The 19,564-nt window shown below is 45.1% G+C and carries 21 protein-coding genes; 5 read left to right on the forward strand and 16 right to left on the reverse strand.

All coding sequences use genetic code 11. The features are described from left to right. Window positions 1–582: 582 nt before the first annotated feature. Together E1963_RS16530 and E1963_RS16535 are read left to right on the forward strand one after the other, a co-directional pair. Window positions 583–1,353, forward strand: a complete 771-nt coding sequence (locus E1963_RS16530) for a DeoR/GlpR family DNA-binding transcription regulator (RefSeq protein ID WP_132280354.1) — start codon at window positions 583–585, stop codon at window positions 1,351–1,353. 27 nt (window positions 1,354–1,380) lie between these two features. After that, complete coding sequence (locus tag E1963_RS16535) at window positions 1,381–2,547, forward strand: iron-containing alcohol dehydrogenase (RefSeq protein ID WP_132280357.1); 1,167 nt, start codon at window positions 1,381–1,383, stop codon at window positions 2,545–2,547. A gap of 104 nt (window positions 2,548–2,651) precedes the next feature. Here E1963_RS16535 and E1963_RS16540 read toward each other — a convergent pair whose 3' ends face one another. The 9 genes from E1963_RS16540 to E1963_RS16585 form a co-directional block, all read right to left on the reverse strand. Continuing rightward, window positions 2,652–4,205: an ATP-binding protein gene (locus E1963_RS16540; RefSeq protein ID WP_132280360.1), complete on the reverse strand. Its 1,554-nt coding sequence runs from the start codon at window positions 4,203–4,205 to the stop codon at window positions 2,652–2,654. After that, the gene (locus E1963_RS16545) at window positions 4,202–5,263 is read right to left on the reverse strand and encodes a metallophosphoesterase family protein (protein ID WP_132280363.1); all 1,062 of its coding nucleotides are present in this window, start codon (window positions 5,261–5,263) and stop codon (window positions 4,202–4,204) included. Before E1963_RS16545 ends, E1963_RS16540 begins: the two co-directional genes overlap by 4 nt. Further along, complete coding sequence (locus tag E1963_RS16550) at window positions 5,169–6,407, reverse strand: sensor histidine kinase (protein ID WP_132280366.1); 1,239 nt, start codon at window positions 6,405–6,407, stop codon at window positions 5,169–5,171. The genes E1963_RS16545 and E1963_RS16550 overlap by 95 nt, the downstream gene beginning before the upstream one ends. After that, window positions 6,397–7,086, reverse strand: coding sequence for a VanR-ABDEGLN family response regulator transcription factor (gene vanR, locus E1963_RS16555; RefSeq protein ID WP_132280369.1), 690 nt, complete (start codon window positions 7,084–7,086; stop codon window positions 6,397–6,399). The genes E1963_RS16550 and vanR overlap by 11 nt, the downstream gene beginning before the upstream one ends. An 18-nt stretch (window positions 7,087–7,104) precedes the next feature. Next, window positions 7,105–8,496: an asparagine--tRNA ligase gene (gene asnS, locus E1963_RS16560; protein WP_132280372.1), complete on the reverse strand. Its 1,392-nt coding sequence runs from the start codon at window positions 8,494–8,496 to the stop codon at window positions 7,105–7,107. A gap of 873 nt (window positions 8,497–9,369) precedes the next feature. Beyond that, the gene (locus E1963_RS16570) at window positions 9,370–10,353 is read right to left on the reverse strand and encodes a tyrosine-type recombinase/integrase (RefSeq protein WP_243117773.1); all 984 of its coding nucleotides are present in this window, start codon (window positions 10,351–10,353) and stop codon (window positions 9,370–9,372) included. Window positions 10,354–10,499: 146 nt separating this feature from the next. Further along, window positions 10,500–10,745: a hypothetical protein gene (locus E1963_RS16575; RefSeq protein ID WP_132280381.1), complete on the reverse strand. Its 246-nt coding sequence runs from the start codon at window positions 10,743–10,745 to the stop codon at window positions 10,500–10,502. Window positions 10,746–11,019: 274 nt separating this feature from the next. Next, entirely contained in the window at window positions 11,020–11,532 is a 513-nt protein-coding gene (locus E1963_RS16580) for a hypothetical protein (RefSeq protein WP_145964197.1), read from the reverse strand. A 120-nt stretch (window positions 11,533–11,652) separates the two neighbouring features. Next, window positions 11,653–11,928, reverse strand: coding sequence for a hypothetical protein (locus tag E1963_RS16585; RefSeq protein WP_132280387.1), 276 nt, complete (start codon window positions 11,926–11,928; stop codon window positions 11,653–11,655). 450 nt (window positions 11,929–12,378) lie between these two features. Here E1963_RS16585 and E1963_RS16590 point away from each other — a divergent pair, with 450 nt between their 5' ends. Further along, window positions 12,379–12,585 carry a DUF1778 domain-containing protein gene (locus tag E1963_RS16590; RefSeq protein ID WP_132280390.1) on the forward strand — a complete coding sequence of 69 codons (207 nt, stop codon included), beginning with the start codon at window positions 12,379–12,381 and terminating at the stop codon, window positions 12,583–12,585. A gap of 296 nt (window positions 12,586–12,881) precedes the next feature. Here E1963_RS16590 and E1963_RS20815 read toward each other — a convergent pair whose 3' ends face one another. The 7 genes from E1963_RS20815 to E1963_RS16615 all read right to left on the reverse strand — a co-directional run bounded on the left by E1963_RS20815 (window position 12,882) and on the right by E1963_RS16615 (window position 18,029). After that, window positions 12,882–12,974, reverse strand: coding sequence for a putative holin-like toxin (locus E1963_RS20815; RefSeq protein WP_243117774.1), 93 nt, complete (start codon window positions 12,972–12,974; stop codon window positions 12,882–12,884). Between the two features lie 199 nt (window positions 12,975–13,173). Further along, the gene (locus E1963_RS20190; protein WP_201272057.1) at window positions 13,174–13,692 is read right to left on the reverse strand and encodes a hypothetical protein; all 519 of its coding nucleotides are present in this window, start codon (window positions 13,690–13,692) and stop codon (window positions 13,174–13,176) included. Window positions 13,693–14,027: 335 nt separating this feature from the next. Further along, window positions 14,028–15,056 (reverse strand): sigma-70 family RNA polymerase sigma factor, encoded by a 1,029-nt coding sequence (locus E1963_RS16600; RefSeq protein WP_132280393.1) that lies wholly within the window; start codon window positions 15,054–15,056, stop codon window positions 14,028–14,030. Window positions 15,057–15,137: 81 nt separating this feature from the next. Further along, the gene (locus E1963_RS19815) at window positions 15,138–15,302 is read right to left on the reverse strand and encodes a hypothetical protein (RefSeq protein WP_167482231.1); all 165 of its coding nucleotides are present in this window, start codon (window positions 15,300–15,302) and stop codon (window positions 15,138–15,140) included. Window positions 15,303–15,582: 280 nt separating this feature from the next. Further along, a complete protein-coding gene (locus tag E1963_RS16605) occupies window positions 15,583–17,451 on the reverse strand; it encodes a bifunctional DNA primase/polymerase (protein WP_132280396.1) in 1,869 nt (622 codons plus the stop codon). Beyond that, window positions 17,420–17,821 carry a hypothetical protein gene (locus E1963_RS16610; RefSeq protein ID WP_132280399.1) on the reverse strand — a complete coding sequence of 134 codons (402 nt, stop codon included), beginning with the start codon at window positions 17,819–17,821 and terminating at the stop codon, window positions 17,420–17,422. Before E1963_RS16610 ends, E1963_RS16605 begins: the two co-directional genes overlap by 32 nt. Window position 17,822: 1 nt before the next feature. After that, window positions 17,823–18,029: a hypothetical protein gene (locus E1963_RS16615; protein ID WP_132280402.1), complete on the reverse strand. Its 207-nt coding sequence runs from the start codon at window positions 18,027–18,029 to the stop codon at window positions 17,823–17,825. 171 nt (window positions 18,030–18,200) lie between these two features. On the opposite strand from E1963_RS16615, the gene E1963_RS16620 reads away from it, so the two are divergent. Together E1963_RS16620 and E1963_RS16625 are read left to right on the forward strand one after the other, a co-directional pair. Beyond that, a complete protein-coding gene (locus E1963_RS16620) occupies window positions 18,201–18,848 on the forward strand; it encodes a helix-turn-helix domain-containing protein (protein WP_132280405.1) in 648 nt (215 codons plus the stop codon). A gap of 214 nt (window positions 18,849–19,062) precedes the next feature. Next, window positions 19,063–19,554, forward strand: a complete 492-nt coding sequence (locus tag E1963_RS16625; protein ID WP_132280408.1) for a QueT transporter family protein — start codon at window positions 19,063–19,065, stop codon at window positions 19,552–19,554. Window positions 19,555–19,564 lie beyond the last annotated feature (10 nt).

Here is a 19,564-nt window from a genome sequence, read left to right on the forward strand (position 1 = left end):
AACCACGCTTGATAGCGAAAATATAAGAAGATAGACCTAGATATGTGAGGTTTACCACAAAAGCAAAATGCCCGTAGAGCCGATAAAATAAGGCTTTGCGGACATTTAAGAAGATATAAAAAGATAGTCAAAAAGACATATATAATTTTTATTAAATTATTAAAGTCTTTAGTTCCAAGCCCCATTGCAAAGTAAACAATCAAAAAAATTACCAAAGGTGCCAGACCCCAAAAGCTGCCCTGTTTGTTTGAATTATTATTCATTTTTCTCTTTCCTTTCTTTTAACAGTTTTCAAAAACTATCACAATTTCATTCACACACCCAACAAATATTCTAAAATCTTTCCCTTTCTGTCCTCCTTTTCACATTCTTTACTAACCACAAATTACAACATTAATTCATATATGTCAACATTTATTGTTATATTTTTTGAAATATTGTTATTATAATTGTATTTTATATGCATTTTGACGGTTTTTACACAAAAAAATGTTGATTTTATCGTTTATACGTGATACTATTTTAACATCATCATAATTTACATATCACACAGCAAATATTCTTAGGAGGAATTTGATAATTATGCTTAAGATCGACAGACAGAAATTTATTGAAAAAGAACTTCATATGTATGGAAGTGTTCTTATTTCAGATATGAGTTTAAAATTAAATTGCAGCGAAGAAACAATAAGGCGGGATTTAAAAGACCTGGAAGCCCACAATAAATTAAAAAGAATTCATGGCGGTGCATTTTTGCCGGATGCAGATGATAAGGGAGCACCGACTTATCTGCGTGAAACTTTTCTTTCAAAGGAAAAAGAAGAACTGGCTTCTTACACAATTAAAAACTATATTAAGGAAAATGACACCATTATGCTGGATTGCAGTACTACCTGCCTTACCTTAGCCCAGCAGTTATTTATAACAAATATAAAAGTGACCATTATCACCAACTCTTTGCGAATCTTTAATTTATTTGGTAAACAGTCTTCTGCTGTAAAATTAATTGCAATCGGTGGTTCTTTCCGTCAGAGAGCCAGCTCCTTTGTTGGATACCAAGCAACAGATGCTCTTTCTCACTATCTTGCAGATAAATGTTTTATTAGTTGTCCGGCTGTTGACTTAACTCATGGACTTGTCGATAATAATCTGAATGAAAGTCAAATTCGTAAATCCTATATTGAACATTCCCGTCAGCATTTTCTAATTGCGGATCACACAAAATTCTCTGACACAGCAGACTATGTTATTACCAAATTAGAAAATATTAATCTTGTAATTTCTGATAGAAAACTTCCTGAAGTCTGGGAAGAAACTCTCAAAAATTGCAACCTCCCCATTCGATACTGTTAATAAGTATTAGGAGGCTTTATTTACATTATGATAAATTTTACACATAAAAACCCTGCAAGAATTCTTTTTGGAGACGGCTCTGAAAATGAAGTATACGCTTTACTTCAGGAGTATCATGTTTCTTCTTTATTATTGGTATACAGCGGTGAGTTTATTAAAGACCTTGGAATCTGGGACGTTGTAAAAAATGCCTGTGATAAGCTAAACATCACATTTACAAAATGTTCCAAAGTTGTTCCAAATCCAAAGATTGAATTAGTGCGTGAACTGATAGAAAAAGGAAAGGCACAGTCCGTTGACTTCATTCTTGCAATCGGCGGCGGAAGTTCTATGGATACTGCCAAAGCAGTTGCTCTTGGTATTCCATATGACGGAGATGTCTGGGACTTCTTTGACGGTACTGCTTCTCCTGAAAAAGCACTTCCAGTTGGTGCCATTACTACATTGCCTGCCAGCGGTTCTGAGACATCCAATTGTTCTATCATATCAAACGGACTGTTAAAAATGGGCTTTGAGGATGATATGATTATTCCGAAATTTGCAATTATGAACCCACGGTATACACTGGGACTTCCTGCTTATCAGACTTCCTGCGGATGTGCAGATATTCTTTCTCATCTGCTAGAAAGATATTTTACAGATGTACCGAATGTAGATACGACAGATTATATGATTGAAGGCGCAGTCAAAGCAATCATGGTAAATGCTGAACGCCTGATGAAAGACCCACAAAATTATAATGCCCGTGCAGAAGTGCAGTGGCTTGCTTCTATTGCTCACAATGGTATTCTTGATACGGGACGTGTAGCTGACTGGGGTTCTCACAGAATTGAACATGAACTCAGCGCCCTGTATGGAATTACTCACGGTGAAGGAATGGCTGTTGTTCTTGTAGCTTGGTGCCGGTATATGGCGGACGCTAAACCTGCAAAACTTGCACAGCTTTCTGCACGTGTATTTGATGTTGATACTTATAACTATACTGAAACTGAAATGGCATATATTCTTGCCGATAAATTAGAACAATTTTTCAAATCCCTGAATTTGAAAACAACTTTGAAAGAATTAAATATTGATGACAAACACTTTGAAGAAATGGCTAACCGGGCAACTAATAACAATCAGAATCCAGTTGGACACTATATTCCATTACATGTGGACGAATTCGTAAATATTTTAAAACTTGCTTTATAGAAAAGTAATATGAAAATTGCTGTTATAACTATTATTTTAGAATCCGCTGCATGGACAGATACTTTTTCTGTCCTGCAGTGGATTTTTTCATAAGCCATACTTTTTTAGGGTAATAGTTCTTTGAATCTAATCCCCAGCCGGTTCAGTATGTGTTCTTCCCGTTTCTGGCATGTAAATATGATAATCTGTCTTTTATTTTCGGCAAGCCACCTGAGCGTATTTTCCAGCCGTACGTCATCGTAGTATGCAAAGGTATCGTCCAGAATCACCGGATACTCCTCCTCATAGAGCAGCCCGGCCGACGCCATACGAAGGGCAAAGTACGTCTGCTCTACAGTGCCGCGACTCACCTGTTCAACCGGTATTTTCCTGCCCTCTGAAATCAGGTTCATATGTAAATTGTCCTCCACCACAAGCTTCGTATACTTGCCGCCCGTAATTTCATTCATTATCTCAGACGCCTTGTCGTCCAGCTTCTGCTCCAGCTCGTCCTGCATTCTGGCTGCCAGTTCGTTTATCTTCTCCATGGCAAGCCTGACCGCCCGGATGTCCCTGTCCTGCTCTCTGGACGTATCGCTCACTTCGTCCAGTTCCTCAAGCTGTTCCTTCAGATTGTCATACTGCACCCGCCTCTCACGCAGCTCTTCACAGACATGACTCATTTCCCATCGAAGCTTCTCCAGCGGTATCTTCTCCTCCTCCGGCGTTATTTCCTCCAGAATAATCTCAGGCTCAGTCTTGACCGCTCTTTTATCGACCTTCATGCGGTTCCACACATAGATTCCGCTCAGGAGAAAAAGTATAATTGCCACAAGGTAGTTCCACGGCCTCGGTATAAACACAAAGGCAAATATAACGACAATGGAAAAGAGGATTATTTCAAGCGGATGGATGCGCCATTTGTTCGGGCGCAGTTCATCCAGGACGCGCTTGTTATCCGGCTCTTCCCGGCTGCGGCGCTCTTTTTCCCTCCTGTACTCCAGTTCCGCGCTGATACGCTCCTGCTCCCCCTCCAGACGGTGGACATCACGCCATACATAGGAAGCCTCCAGTTCTATCTTCTCTCTTGTGCGGTGCTTTTTCTCCAGGGCCTCCTTGGCTTCCCGCTCCTGCTCGCGGAGCCTGGCCCTGAGAGCGCCGGTCGCCTTTTCGAGATTGATGTCGCTGTTGCCGGTGGCATAGTAATTCGACGCGTAGTTTTTCAGTTCAGCCGCAAGCGGCTGCCCCGGTTCTGCTTTCAGCTGGCCTATGGATACTGTGTTCTCATAGCCGGACGCGGCTAGCCCTCCAAGAATCATCTCCAAATCCCCATCGGCTACAGACAGCTCTTCCCCGTCATCTTCGCATATGAGCTCTGCATTCCTGGAATATCTGTCAAAGTTCCTGCTGAGGCAGAATCTCTTCCCTCCGCTTTCAAACTTCAGCATACCAGAATAATAGTTGGGATTCTCCCACGGTTCGTACATGCTGAACGTGTCATTCACGGAGGCTCTTCCCCGCCCCCGCTCAAGCCCGAACAGCATGCTTTTTATAAACGTATGTAAGGTGGACTTCCCGGACTCATTCTCTCCATAGAACAGGTTGACGCCATCGGACAGTTCCACATTTTTGTCTTTTATTTTTCCAAAATTCTTTACAATCAGTTCCTGAATTCTCATTTAAAGCCTCTTCTCGTCTCCATCAACGCCTGCACGCCTTCGCACAGCGCACGGTATTCGATACTTTCCTTGTCCCCATTGTTCAGATTCTGAATAAACTTTCCGAGGAGATTCCCCTTGTTCTGTTCGTACAATTTATCAAAATCATATGCCGGTTTCGTATTGTCCGCGATCTCAATGATATTTCCGTAAGTATCCATGTTAGTCAAATCAAATAATATTTCCGGGTCTCTCTGTCCCGTCAGTATTATTTTGTATATGTTCTGGATTCCGTTATTTTCAATCGCGCTCTGTATCGCCTCACGCACGCCGTATCCGGTCATATTTTCTGTCACCGGTATGTCCATATGTACATAGTCTCTCACAGCGCACGGTACAAAAGAGGTCTTACAGACTTCGTCCGCAATCTCTCCCACAACGTATCCATGGGTTCCGGTATCATTCTTATCAATCGGTTCCAGGGCGCCGCTGAAATACGCCCTGTTTGGTATAAGCTCCTGCGGCCTGTGGATATGGCCGAAAGCCGCATAATCATATCCCAGTTTCGCAATCTCACCCACTCTGAACGGCATGTGCTTATCATCGCCGCCGTGGGCCAATAGAATTTCATATTTCTGCTTTCTCAGCGGGACCGCTTCACTGCCAATTCTGTCGGCGTTTTCCTTCTGAACATAACTCTGTCCGTATACGGCCAGATTGAGCCGCGGAAGTTCCACACACGTCATATGTTCACTCAGTATCATATGTACATTCTCCGCCCAGGAAAATGTCCGGTAATAGGAATCTTTTTTCAGATAATCGTGGTTGCCCGCTATGATAAATACTTCTGTATCAGGTATGCCCGCGAACAGAAAGTTCACTTCTTTCAGTTCCCGAAGAAGCGGCTGCCGGTGGAACAGATCGCCCGCAATCAGAAGGACGTCCGCCTCTTCGGCCCTGCACTGTTCAATTATGCCCGCAAAACTATTCCATATCTCCTGTGCCCTGCTTTTGCTGTATGCGTTTCCTGCGTCCGGACTTGCTCCTAAATGTATGTCTGCGATGTGTATGAACTTCATCTGCTGCTCCTTCTTCCTCTATGTTCTTAGACGGCAGCGTCACGATAAACTGCGTCTTTATGTCATCACTTTTCGCACGGATCAATCCTCCGTGAAGTTCTACGATTTCCTTTGCTATAGCCAGGCCAAGTCCCGCGCCTCCGGTGCCGCTCGACCTGGAGCCATCCACCCGGTAGAATTTTTCAAATATCGTCTGAAGCATCGTCCCGGGTATCTTATCGCCTTCATTGGTAAATATTATCTCAATATCTCCCCGCTTCATCTGTGCGCTGATCTGTATCTTTGTATATTCATAACAATATGCTATCGCATTTCTCAGCAAGTTGTCAAAGACGCGTGCCAGCTTATCGGGATCCCCATATACTACCAGATTCTCCTCTACCTGCACTTCACAAGCCAGCTGCTTCTCCTGCAGCACCCCGTAGAGTTCATCTGCCAGCTGCTCAATCATCATGGACAAGTTGATTTCTATCGGTTCCAGCTCAATATCCTGAAGGTTATATCTTGTAATATCAAAAAACTCATTGATAAGCTCGCCCAGCCGGATAGACTTTTCCAGCGATACGTGGATATACTTTGCACGTTCTTCTTCTGTCATATCCGGATGGCTGTCCAGCATTGTCAGATAAGCCACGATGGAGGTGAGAGGCGTCTTCAGGTCATGGGCCAGGAACACGACGAGGTCATTCTTCTTCTTTTCCCCCTCCTCCGCTTCCAGCTCCTGCCGCTTCAGCGTAGCTTTGATCTCATTCAGCCTGATTTCGATCGGCTTCAGTTCTGTGATGAGGCGGATTGGCTCGGTGGAATCAGACAGTATGTTCTCAATCCCCTCGCCTACCTGGTCCAGATATTTTGTCATCTTTGAAAGCGCCACGTAGAAGAATAAAGCAAATAAGAGCAGAAAACCAACTATCATAAAGAAGGTCTTATTGTTTCCAATGAGCCTCCAATATAAATCGATCGCCGTCTGCTCTTCCATATTCAGATGCATCATCATACTGACGAATGTCTTGGCAAAGCTGTCGTTATAGATACCGTCAATCACATAATTCAGTATAAATCCGCCCACCAAAACAGTCAGTGCTGTGACCAGCACCGTCTGCAGCAGGATACTGAATTTTAACTTCCGGTAATTATTCTTCAACCTTATAACCTACTCCCCATACTGTCTTGATGAAATCGGTTTTTCCGGTGGGCGCGCTCATCTTCTCCCTCAGATGCCTGATATGCACCATCACCGTATTGTTGCTGTTCTTATAATATTGTTCATTCCACACCTTTTCAAACAGTTCTTCTGAACTGATAACCTTGCCTCTGTTCTCGCAGAGCAGCCAGAGTATATCAAATTCAATCGGCGTAAGCGTGAGTGGAACTTCATTATAGACGCACTCATGCGACGTCCGGTTCAGGAAGAGCCCCCCGAAATCCAGGATATCTCCCTCTTCCCTGCTTCCGTCGTTATATTGTGTACACCGCCTCAGCTGTGCCTTCACACGGGCCACGAGCTCCAGCGGGTTGAACGGCTTTGGAATATAGTCGTCCGCCCCCATCGTGAGCCCCGTTATCTTGTCCATATATTCTGTCTTAGCTGTCAGCATTATGACCGGAAATGTATACTTCTCACGAATCTGCTTCAGAATCTGGAATCCGTCTATGTCCGGAAGCATAATATCCAGTATAGCCAAATCAATCTTCATGCTGCCGATGTAATCGAGCGCCTCCTGCCCTGTATAGCATTTGTGTACATCGTACTGGTCGCTCTGCAGATAAAGTTCTATTACATCTGCGATTTCCTTTTCATCATCTACTACTAATATATTCATACTTACCCTCCAGGCAACTTACAGCTCGCAGTTGTTGACTGTTCTCGGGAACGGTATGACGTCACGGATATTGCCCATGCCCGTCAGATACATGATACACCGTTCGAATCCGAGCCCGAATCCGGAATGTCTTGTAGAACCATATCTTCTGAGGTCGAGGTAGAATTCATAGTCCTCTTCCTTGAGATCCATCTCCTTCATCCTTGCAAGCAGCTTATCATAATCGTCTTCTCTCTGGCTTCCTCCTATGATCTCCCCGATTCCCGGCACTAGGCAGTCGACCGCCGCAACAGTCCTGCCGTCATCGTTCTGCTTCATATAGAACGCCTTAATCTCCTTCGGGTAATCTGTCACAAAGACCGGACGCTTATATACTTCTTCAGTCAGATAGCGTTCGTGCTCGGTCTGAAGGTCTGTTCCCCATGATACCTTATATTCAAACTTATCGTTGTTTTTCTCAAGAATCTCAACCGCTTCCGTGTATGTGACCCTCGCAAATTCGGAAGAAACGACATTTTTCAGCCTGTCAAGGAGTCCCTTGTCCACAAAAGAATTAAAGAAACTAATCTCTTCGGGCGCGTTTTCCAGTACGTAATTGATTACATACTTGAGCATCGCCTCCGCCAGCATCATATTGTCATCCAGATCTGCAAATGCCATCTCCGGCTCAATCATCCAGAATTCAGCGGCATGCCGCGTCGTGTTGGAATTCTCCGCCCTGAACGTCGGCCCGAACGTGTATATATTGCGAAACGCCTGGGCATATGTCTCACCGTTGAGCTGTCCGCTGACTGTCAGGCTCGTCTCTTTGCCGAAGAAGTCCCTGGAATAGTCTACATTTCCCTGCCCGTCCTTCGGCGTATCCTCAAGATCAAGCGTCGTGACACGGAACATCTCCCCTGCACCTTCACAGTCGCTTCCTGTAATGATTGGCGTATGGACGTAGACGAAGCCTCTCTCCTGGAAGAACCTGTGGAGTGCGTATGCCGTAAGGGAACGCACGCGGAATACTGCCTGGAATGTGTTCGTTCTCGGCCGCAGGTGTGCTATCGTACGCAGATATTCAAAACTGTGGCGTTTCTTCTGGAGCGGGTAGTCTGGCGCGGATGCTCCCTCGACCTCCACCTCTCTTGCCTGTATCTCAAATGGCTGCTTCGCCTGCGGCGTAGCTACGAGCGTGCCTGTCACGATGACAGCGGCTCCTACGTTGAGGCGGGATATCTCATCAAAATTATCCATCGTATCGTGGTACACTACCTGCAGAGGTTCAAAAAAGGTTCCGTCATTGACAACAATGAATCCAAACGCCTTGGAATCCCTCAGGCTGCGCACCCATCCTCCGATTGTAATGTCCTTGTCCAGATATTCTTCTCTGTTTTTATACAATTCTCTGATAGTTATCAAATCCATACCAATTAACTCCTTTATATTATTCATGTAGTCATTATAACACATCCGTCAAGGAGGGTGAATTGAAATTTACATCTATTATACACCCCGGCCAAATAGGGGATTTCAATTAAGAATACTTGAACCCTGCTGCCAGATATGGTATAAAACCGTGGTACTATTAATAGTACCTTAATCAATAGAGATTGTATAAGCGGTTTGCTATATTTTTAGTAACCGATACTTGATATTTTACTATAAATATAGTATAGTGAATATATGAATAGGGAAACCGGAAGCGGCTTACCTATAAATGACTATTACGCTATTATACAATAGTCGTCACTATGGCAGTAGTAGCGGCTATTTTCTTTTGTCCTTGAAAATCTGATAGCACAGACCAACAAGGGCAACTATGAGTATACTAAACTGAATCAAATCAGAATATGTAACCACATAGGCACCCTCCTTTCTTACGTCTGGAGAGTGTGACCCCTCCGAAAAAGAGGGTAAGCCGCCTCGCTTTGGTTTCCCTGCCCCGATTATACCATTACTTATCTTGTCCAGCAATATTCAATTGTTCTGTTGCCAGAGCAATTTTCGGACATTCCTTGATTTTATCTCCCCTTCATGCTATACTACAAATCGCTGTACATACCGTATCCACTGGTCTGGCAGCTACCAATTACCGTGTGTTCGAGACCTTCCACACGTAAAACAAAACTTCTATAACCATATATTTATGGTGATTTACAGAGTAGAATTAAGCCTAGAAAACACGCCGTTTTCGGGCTTTTCTTTTTTATGCCGGTTTATGTTAAGCCTTGCAATTTTGTACTTTTTTTGTACTGTTTTTGTACGGCATTAAAGAAAGAGCAGGAATGTTCCCGCCCTTTAAAATACATTTGCTATCTTTTCCATCTCCTCCCCTTTGGTATCCGGCAATACATGACTGTATAAATCCATCGTCATTGCCAGAGAGCTATGGCCCAGAATGGTCTTTAATACCTGGGGCTTCATCCCCGCTTCAATTGCCCTGGTTGCAAAGGTATGCCGGAACACGTGGGGCGTTATACGGTCAAATTCGCTGCCTGCTGCCCTTATCCGTCTTATTACTCTGTCTATCTCTCCTTGCACCCGCTCCCGGCTTAATGGCCCTCCATCCTCATTGCAGAAAAGGTATCTATCCATCTTCTCCACCTTGAAGCCCCAGTATTTCCGCTGTGCATCCAGCAGATATATGATATCACCGGTCAAAGGGATATCCCTTCTAGACGCTATGGTCTTTGGCGTATCCTCCATGTAGCCGACACCTTCAATCAACTTTAACGTCCTCTGCACATGAATGACTTTCGCCTTTTTATCAATGTCGGTATACTTAAGCCCCCGCATTTCTCCATTCCTCATGCCTGTACGGAGCATGACTGCAAAGAAGTTGTACAGGTAGCTTTCTTTGGCGTATTCCATGAAGAGGGCCTGCTGCTCTTTCGTCATGGCCTGCCTGCTCTTCTTCTCTGTCTGCCTTGGTAGCTCTGCCAGCTTGACCGGGTTCCTTTCAACCAGACCATTCCTCAAGGCCTGCTGGAAGCATCCGTTCAGCACCGCCGCTACAATCTTGATGCTGGATAGAGCATACCCTTCTTTCACCAAATCATTATATAGCTTCTGGATGTGCTCTCCCCGGATATCTGAGATGTATTTGCCACCCATCCTATCCTTGATGATAGACTGGTAGTATTTCTCATAGTTGATGTAAGTCCCTATCTTTACCCGGTTCTTCTTGTATTCCTCCATCCACGTCTTATTCCATTCTGTCAGAGTAACCTTCTCTTTTTCGACAAATATGCCATGCCTCAGTTTATATCTTAAATCCTCCATTTTTTTCTGAGTTTCTGTTATCGTTTTCCCATGAACTAGGTAGCTCTTGCCTTGGTGCATAAAACGCCCTTCAAACTCATTATATCTTTGCTGTATACCTTTTGGTAGCTTCCTACCTCTTTTATCAACTGCCATAGTGCCACCGCCTAACCCAGAAGGCTTTCAAACATCAATGCAAAAGCATAACGAAAGCCCTCCCTGAATCCCTGCGCCTGTCCTGTGCTGCTGCCAGCGAATACAAGGTCGCCCACCTCGTCCCTGCTCAGGCTTCTGCGGTCATCTGCCTCAGCCAGTAGCTCCTTTATCTCTTCACTCAGCTTCATGTCCTCATTGACCGCTGTAGAGGACTTGCTGTACGCCTCTTCATAGATTGTGCCTATCCTGTCTATCATTATAGCCTCCTGTTCCTGCTGCCATGCTGCAGCATGATAATCCTTGCTTTTGGGCTATATGACGGTTATAATCAATATAGCCCGTACAGTGTGTGTATTGGGTTATGCTTATTTTTTGGCCCCTTGGGAGTTGCCGCTCCCCTGGGGCTTTTGTCTTGCCCTCCTTTCAGATTGTGCTTATCCTTTGGCAGATGCTCTCTTATCCAGCTCGTCAACAAAGCACTGCTTTGCTGTATCATTCCATTCTCCATTTTCGTACATATACCAAAGTTCCTCAGTCGAACTGTTGGTCAGAAGTATCATAATGAGTTCCCGGCTGTCTTTCATGATATGGCCCTGCCTTTCTGCTCCCGCTATTTGAAGCATAGCTGCTTAAGAATGTCCGGGCATTTCTGGCACGGTTTTCATCCTGGCATTGAAGAATATCACATATCACTGATGCTTGATAATTCTCTAAATTGGTCACGCTCTTATATTCTTCGTCATCATACCTGCGCCGAAAGATATCAGCAATTTGCAATAGATACTGCAGCATGAATACATTCTTTGTATGGCTGGCGTGGTAGTATATGGCCTGCCTCAGCTCATTCTTATACTTCGGCTCGTGGGCCGACTTTTCCTTCACCTTAGCCTCTGCCGCCTTCATCCCCTGCAGGTATCCGTATCGGAATCCCTTGTAGACGCCATCAATCGGCCCAGACATGCTTTTTATTATTTCCCTCGTATCGCGAGATGACAAGTCATATCTCGAATTGATTGTTCCAATGCTTTGCTCTAATTTTTCCATCAAGTCCATATTTTTGTCTTGCCCTTCCTGCCGGGAATATGCTACTATGTAGTTGAATTTATAGAGTAGCTCCGGCTATACCCGCCCCTGCCAGAATGTCGGTTCTGGCAAGGGCTATTTTTATGCTACTGAAAATCTCTTGGTGCTTACCTGTCTCACGTACTGACTATAAAGCCGTTCATGCTCCTGCCGGAACCCCTTGGTATCAAAGCGGCTTGTCAGCACGTCAGTGAACCTTACCATATAGTCGCCAACCTTCTGCTCCTGAAGGTCTTTCCTCTCCATATCTGCCTTGATTTCGGCTTTCAGGGCGTCTATCTGCCGTTCAAGCTCCTTCTGCTGCTCTTCCAGCTCTTTGAGCTTCCTGCATCTGTTGGTAATCTTTCTCTCCGTCATTGTCATAATCTCCTTTCAAACTGAAGTTTTCTTAAGGTTCTGGCCCCGGCTAGGTTCATCTTCTTGGCTATTGATTCCGTAATCGTTCACTCACAAGTATATGGTTCCCGGCTTCACAGCCTTTCGAGCTGTTCGGTGGCCTTGCAACCCCTGAAGAATCTTCCTGGCTATTACCGACCCCGCAGGCGTTCACAGGTATATGGCTTCAGGTTTGTGAGGGCTTTCGGCTTCCTCGGTCGCTTTGCTTTCCTTACCTTGTAAGTACATTATAATACATGGGCACATACATTTCAATTGACATAATACCCAATTTTACATGTTCCCATACCTCTATTCTTTGTCTATTATGTACATGGACACATGTATTGACTTATGCTATAATATGAGTATAATAAAGGAGAACCTCGGACTTTTTGGCAACCAATGAATCTTTATAAAGGAGGGTGCATTATGCCCGAAGAGAAAAGTTATTATACTGATGCTCGTAAGCGTGCTAATGAAAAATATTTAAAGGAAACTGTAGAGGATATCCGCATAAGAGTACCAAAGGGGCAGAAGAAAGTTATCAAAGCCCATGCTGATACGCAGGGTGAAAGCATGAATTCTTTTGTTATACGTGCTATTGATGAGACTATGGAACGTGACAAGGAAGAATAGCATTACGCCGGATAGAGCTGAACTTTCAGCCCGGCCAATGGCTGATACTGCTTTTAGGGACTCAGAAAATTAAGATATTCTTGAATCCTGCTGCCAGATACGCGTGGTACTATTAATAGTACCTTCGTGAAATGAGCCTGTGATAGCCGTTTACTGCATTTATAGTATTGTGATACTTGATGTTTTACTATAAATGTAGTATAGTAAATATATGAAAAGGGAAACCGGAAGCGGCTTACCCCAATATGTTAAATGCTTAATTTACATCAAGCCGTCACTATTGCGAGTAGTGGCGGCTATTTTCTTCTGTCCTTGAAAATCTGATAGCACAGACCTACAAGGGCAACTATGAGTATACCAAACTGAATCAAGTCAGAATATGTAACCACATAGGCACCCTCCTTTCTTACGTCTGGAGGGTGTGACCCCTCCGAAAAGAGGGTAAGCCGCCTCGCTTTGGTTTCCCTGCCCCGATTATACCATAGCCTATCTTTTCCAGCAATATTATATTGTCAATGTACTCTGCTCGTAATTCAAGCCAAAAATCCATTTTACCCCCTTAGGCATATATTTCTACCCTTGACGGGTTTAAATTGATTTTAGCTTCATTTCACCAAAGCAGGAAACAGCATTTTCAACATTACAGACGTTTCTTTCCCTTAATTCTTTCATCCTTCTCCTTGCACCTTCCCTTTGTTCCTCTGACGCCTTACGGACAGGACTAATCTTAATCCAGCCTATCGGTACTTTGGCGCATATACTGCCGTCCTTATTCTTTGCTATGATTCTGCACTCTTCCGGCCGGCTCTCTGCCAGCTTCATCACCCTTGTGATGGTTCTGCCCTGTGTGAGACTCAGCGTTGCAGTTTCGCTGTCCTTTATCCAATCAATCACGTTCTCATTGGGGTAGCGGTCAGGAAGGGCTATCGCATTCGTCTCGCATCCCACTGCCACCGCCAGCCGTTCCAGCGTACTTGTTTCCAAGCATTTATTCTCAAATATCCAGTCTAACGTGTACAATGTCAGCCCGGTCTGTCTCTCTATATCCTCTTTTCCTATCCCTTTCAGCTCCATCAGCTCTTTGTATCTGTTCACGTTCAATCTCATATTGTGCATCCTCCATTCCCTATTTTTCCATATCCGAACGCTCGCTTTTATTTCCGAACGTTAGCATTTGTTAGCAAGACCTTAGCAAATCTTATCATTTTCGGCGTTCCCATCCTTCCCAATGCTCCGTTCGCCCCTGCATCTCTATCGGCACGATTATGTAAGTGTTACCACTGTTTACAACTACATGTTCCCTTTTGCCGGATGTCAGATGTTGGAAAATGTTGGGGCAGAACAATCCATGTAGCATGGGTATCGCTTGCCTTTCCTGTTTTTTTCCTACTCTATCGCAACGCAACGTTGCAATTGTTCGTTTGTTTTGGAAACTCTGAATCTCAAAGGTGCAGCGCATCCCGCTCAACCTCGCTTGTCCATGTCCGGGCGTACTCGCCGATGCCGATATGACGGCTTGAAGCTGCGCTCATGTATTCCTCGTAGTACCCCCGGAACTTCTGGCTACGGCTTGGCAGCCTTAGATTCCTCATTGCCTTACGTTCTATCTGCCGGGCCTTCCCCGGGCCTATGTCCATGCGCTGTGCCGTCTCCTTCACAGTCAACCTGTCCTGGAACCTATGCCTTATGACCTGGCTCTGCCCTCCCTCCAGGCTGTCTACCGCCTCCCATAGCTGGTGGCGCATCATTTCGGAATCCAGCCCCTTCATGACATCCTCTTCCATATCCTCGCCAGACGGTATGCACTCCTCGAAGGTGATTCCTCCATCCTCTCCCGGTATGGGCTGGCTTAAGCTGCTTATGCTGCTCATGCGGACGCTTTCCTGTATGGAATGAAGCTTCTCCCGGCTGACCTGAAGGAGATAGCACAAGGCCCGTTCTGACGGCTCCGCACCATAATATTTGCGGTATTCCCCGGCTATCTTCTTATATCTGCCGACCCATTCACGGGCATGAACCGGGATCCTGATGACGCCGGAGCAGTTCTCTACGTACCTACGCATACCCTGCCTTATCCAGAAGGCCGCATAGCTGATGAAGGGCGCACCCTGCTCCACATCATAGTGCCTTACGGCTTCACACAAGGAGATATACCCTTCCTGCTCCAAGTCCTCCATATCGGCGTAAGGGCTGTACTTCTTCGCCAGCATGGTGATGAATCTCCGGGTCTGCTGCCAGAGCCTGAGCATGTTATCAGCCGTATCCACTCCAGACTGTATCCGGGCAGCTAGCTGCTCATTGGATAAATCCTCGCTGTTCACTCGCTGTTCAATTGTCTTTTCTCCGTAGTTCGCCCGTTGTTCGTTTAACTTTTTCTCGTGGTTCGCTCGGGCTTTAATTTGAAAATCCTCTTGCTTCGCTCTTGGTTCAATCTGAAAAATTCCTCGCTTCGTCCTCGCTTCGTTTGACATTTTAGGCCCACTCCTTTACAATCAAAGTATCTAGTTTTCCCTAGTTGTGGGCCTGCCTATTCACATTCCGGCAGGCTCTTTTTATGCCTGCTCTATTGCCTGCAATGCACACTCAAAGCAGTACCGGGATTCCTCCGTTGGCTCTACCGGATAAATCTGATTGACAATGGGAAGCATCGGGAACACCTGCACCAGCAATGCAAGACGATACTTCTTTCTATCGCAATACTCCTCCATGCAACTCATGATTGCCTTTTCATCGTCCTGTCTGGGCTCTCCATAGCAGAAGCCTATCAGATATTATGTCCCGTTATGTACTACATACCAGTATTTATTCATATACCCTCCTTCTCTTTACTCGTTGGTTCTCCTATACCCAGGCCGCTGGTCAACCAGTTAAAGGCAAATGCCCTGTTTATAAGGCTTCCATTAACTAGAGGCCCCCCTCCAGTTAATGGCTTTAACTCGTTTAACTCGTTGACCCCCCTCTAGTTAAACAAATTCAGTATTTATAAGGGTTTCAGCTTTACTCGTTGACTTTTTCACTGGGTATAAGAGAGATGTAAAACTTCTTGTCACAAGTTCTACCGCTTCCAGCATTTCGGTATTTTATCTTTCCTTCTTTCCTTAATTCAGCTTTTGCATTTTTCATAGAATTCTTGGATATGCTCTGGGCCGCCGCCATCGCATCCAGTTCAGCAACCTCTTTTTCCCCATCTTCCAGGAATGACAAAATAAGCTCTTTCGCCTCTTCCTTCTGTGGCCTCTGCTGAGCCATGAAAGTATTTTCGCTCACAAACTCCCGGTCTTTCTTCTCTGTATAGCCTTTGTCTATAATCGTGCCGTTCTCAATGGAAAAGAGTACCGTATCTCCGGTCATTCCATAGTTGCATTTTTCATGTGACAGATAGCGTACCCCTTTTTCCACAGTATCCCCTACCATCAGCACGCTACGGGATATGTCCCATATATCTGCACTATCCGCTATACGCTTACGTCCATACACCCCGCTCTGTTTGTTCGCATGAACTATCACAAGGAAGGTAGACCCGTACTTCTCACCAAGACCAATCAGAGGATTCAAGCATGACCGCATGGCATTCCTCTGCCCCATCTGGATTTCTGGCGGTATAAAGCTTTGTATTGGGTCAAATATCACCAGTTTCGGCCGATAATATTCAATCAGCCGCTCCAGAAAAGGACTGTCAAACTTTACCTCAGAAAACCGCTCATCCTTCAAGCTGATGGAATGGATGTTCTCTAATGCGGCCCCTGCTTTCCTCAATCTGCTACGTAGCGTATACTCTGCTGAATCCTCTGAGGAAAAGAAAAGTACCGTACCCGGTTCTGACTTGATGAAATCTTCCGGAATCCCTCTCTCAAGGAAACAGGGCTTTCCGCTGCTGACTGCCGCCGCTATATCACACCAGATAGTTGTCTTTCCTGCCCCGCCATCCCCCGCAAGAGTCGTAATCTGATACCGAGGGACGTAATCCGTAATAAGCCATTCCGGGCTCTTCTCTTCCACTTCCTCCATTGTCACCATTGCAAGGCTGTAATTCTTCTGCTGCCGGAACCTCCCTCCATCAGAAACCGCCGTGTATGGCGCCGTTCCCTTTTCATATCTCTGCAGTGCAGGGAATATCTCCTTTTCCAGCTCTTCATCTGTAAGCGGTGGGAAACATTTGCAGTTGTTTTCAGCCTTTACTGCTGCCTTTATCGCTTCATCACTTGCCCCTTTCGCCTGCATGCTGCACACCATCTTCACCATATAATCGGTACGTTGCCCCTCTGGTATCGTGTCCGGCAGTTCAAAGCCCGAACCTTTAAACGGGTCTGGTACAGGGCCTTGAAGAAATTCTATCACCTTGCTGTCCGCCTGGGCTATGCTGTACTCTCCCGGCTCCTGTTCCCACGCATATCTACGTCCATTATGATGCATGCTTGGCGGTGCTACAATATAGCCCCCCTCGCCCCGGATGTCTATCCCTTCGTATAGCCCTGCCCGGGTTCGATTTCTGGCTGAATCTCGGTAAAGGAGATGGTAGCCACCGCGCCCGGTAATGCTTTGGCACGTTTCCGGCATGTTTCCGTTTTCTCTCTCCCATTCCTTCAACGACTCATACCCATCAATTCCCCTATCCTTGTCAATATCCAAGTCAATGACCACAAGGCCGCCCGATATGCACCCGGTTGCTATCCCTATATTCGCATCCGGCCAGCGTGTCCACCAGTCATCGATCTGTTTCCTGTCTGTAGATGCCTTATGCTGCCATTCTGATATGTAGGGCATTTTTCCGGGTGCTGTCCCTCCTATTCTTGGCGGTTTTATAGGAAGGACAGCAAGCCCCATATCTGCATATTCAAGGGCACACTGTTTCATCGTCTTGTCCATTTTTCAACGCCTCCATATCCTTAATGCCCTGCTGCCCCTCTGGCACGTTCAACGCCCGCCTGGTGCTCCGCAGTGCCATGAGTGTATTCTTGGCGCGGTTCTCCAATACCTTGCAGAACTCCGCCATTTCCTCATGGTTGGCAGGGAGGAAATACCCGCCTGCAGAAGAGGAACATATAACTGCCCCTGCTTTCCTTTCTGAAGCAATATGCTGCTGCAGCTCCCTGGCAGATGTGCACCCTGTGAGGCGTACAAGCTCTGCCGTACTGATAGCTTTCTCCTTCCCTACTGGAAGAAGGCTTGCTACATGGTAATCGGCCTTGCCGGGCTGGTTACCTGTATGTACTTGGTTATGCTTACTTTTTGCCATGCTATTTCACCCCCGTGAGGGAGTCGAAATGCTCGTCCACCTTTCGCTTGTCCCATAATACCCGGCGGCCTATCTTGACTTTTGCACCAATCTCTTCGCCGAGCTTCATGGCATTGTTACGGCCCAGATTGGTGTAGGCTCGTAGTTCCTCGGTGTCCATCAGTCTTACATTAGTAGGCTGTGTGCGTTCCTTTGCTCTTAGATTCATGTGAAAATCTCCTTCCTATCTGATTTGTTTATATGTTTATTATATACGTTCGTATATATTTGTCAATGTTCATTTATTTACTATCGTTTTCGTTGACATCCAACTTAAATAGTGATACATTATTTATAAACAAAGATAAACTCACAAAATAATTATTAGAAGGTAAAAAAAATGGAGAAAAATATATCTTTTAAAAGCGAAAGGCTTAAGGAATTGAGAAGAAACGTCAAGATGACACAAAAAGATTTCGGTAAAAAAATAGGATGTACAATGGCTTCATTATCAGCCTATGAAAATGGTTCTAAAACTCCTCCTGCGCCTTTATTGGCCAACATAGCAAGGGAATTTGACTGTTCTATCGACTGGCTGTTCGGTTTAAAAGACGACATGCCATATAAAATCAAAGAGCGGCCCGCATCAACCTATTCTGAATATATTAAAAAACTTTTCTTATTACAAGATTCTAGTATCGGTTTATTTGCAAACTGTGACTGTTCACATAAGCAAAAAGATTTGAGTAATTGCAAAGGAATCGCTTTTTACGACCCAGTTATCAAGCTGTTCCTAAAATCCTGGCAGGAGACAGCTACTTTGTACAAAAAAGGTATCATTGATAAGAACATCTATGACGCATGGAAGGAAAAGGTTATGCGTGATTTTAACCACCTAATTATGGTAGAAGATGACACATGGCAAGATTTTACAGCATCCTATGATCAGTTTAAGCACTATGTTGAATGGACAGAATATGAAGCTCTTTTGGAAGCATTGAAACAGTCTACTGGTTTTGTTATAGACGAGCCACCGAAAATAGAATAACTTCTCCTTAATACAAGCCGGACAGTTGCATTAGCAGCGTCCGGCATCTTTAAAATCTCCCATTTTGTACTTTTTTTGTACTTTACTTGATTTTGAACATTGCCCGTGCTATACTACAAATCGCTGTACATACCGTATCCACTGGTCTGGCAGCTACCAATTACCGTGTGTTCGAGACCTTCCACACGTAAAACAAAACTAAAGGAGAATGAAAATGAAGAACAAGAATATCTCTACCATGACACAGGCGGCCATGATAGCTGCCATCTATGTGGTGCTCACTTATGTATTTGCACCGTTATCTTTCGGAGAAGTACAGGTAAGAATCGCAGAATCGCTTACCATCCTGCCACTGTTCACTCCAGCCGCAATCCCCGGTCTGTTTATAGGATGCCTCATCGGAAACATACTCGGCGGCGCCATGCTCCCGGACATCATCTTCGGAAGCCTCGCCACCTTGCTTGGGGCCGTATTCACTTACCGGCTACGGAATAAGAACAAGTTTCTGGCACCGTTACCTCCCATCGCGGCTAATACCGTCATCGTGCCATTTGTTCTGCGCTTCGGCTACGGCGTAGCCCTGCCGATTCCGCTTATGATGCTGACAGTCGGTATCGGGGAGCTTGCATCCTGCGGTGTACTGGGGATGGTTCTCTACTATGCATTGAACAAATATAAGAATATGGTCTTTAAGCCCTGCTGTTAAAATAGGGACA

Source organism: Extibacter muris (assembly GCF_004345005.1).
In the GTDB taxonomy this organism is placed as follows: Bacteria; Bacillota; Clostridia; order Lachnospirales; family Lachnospiraceae; genus Extibacter; species Extibacter muris.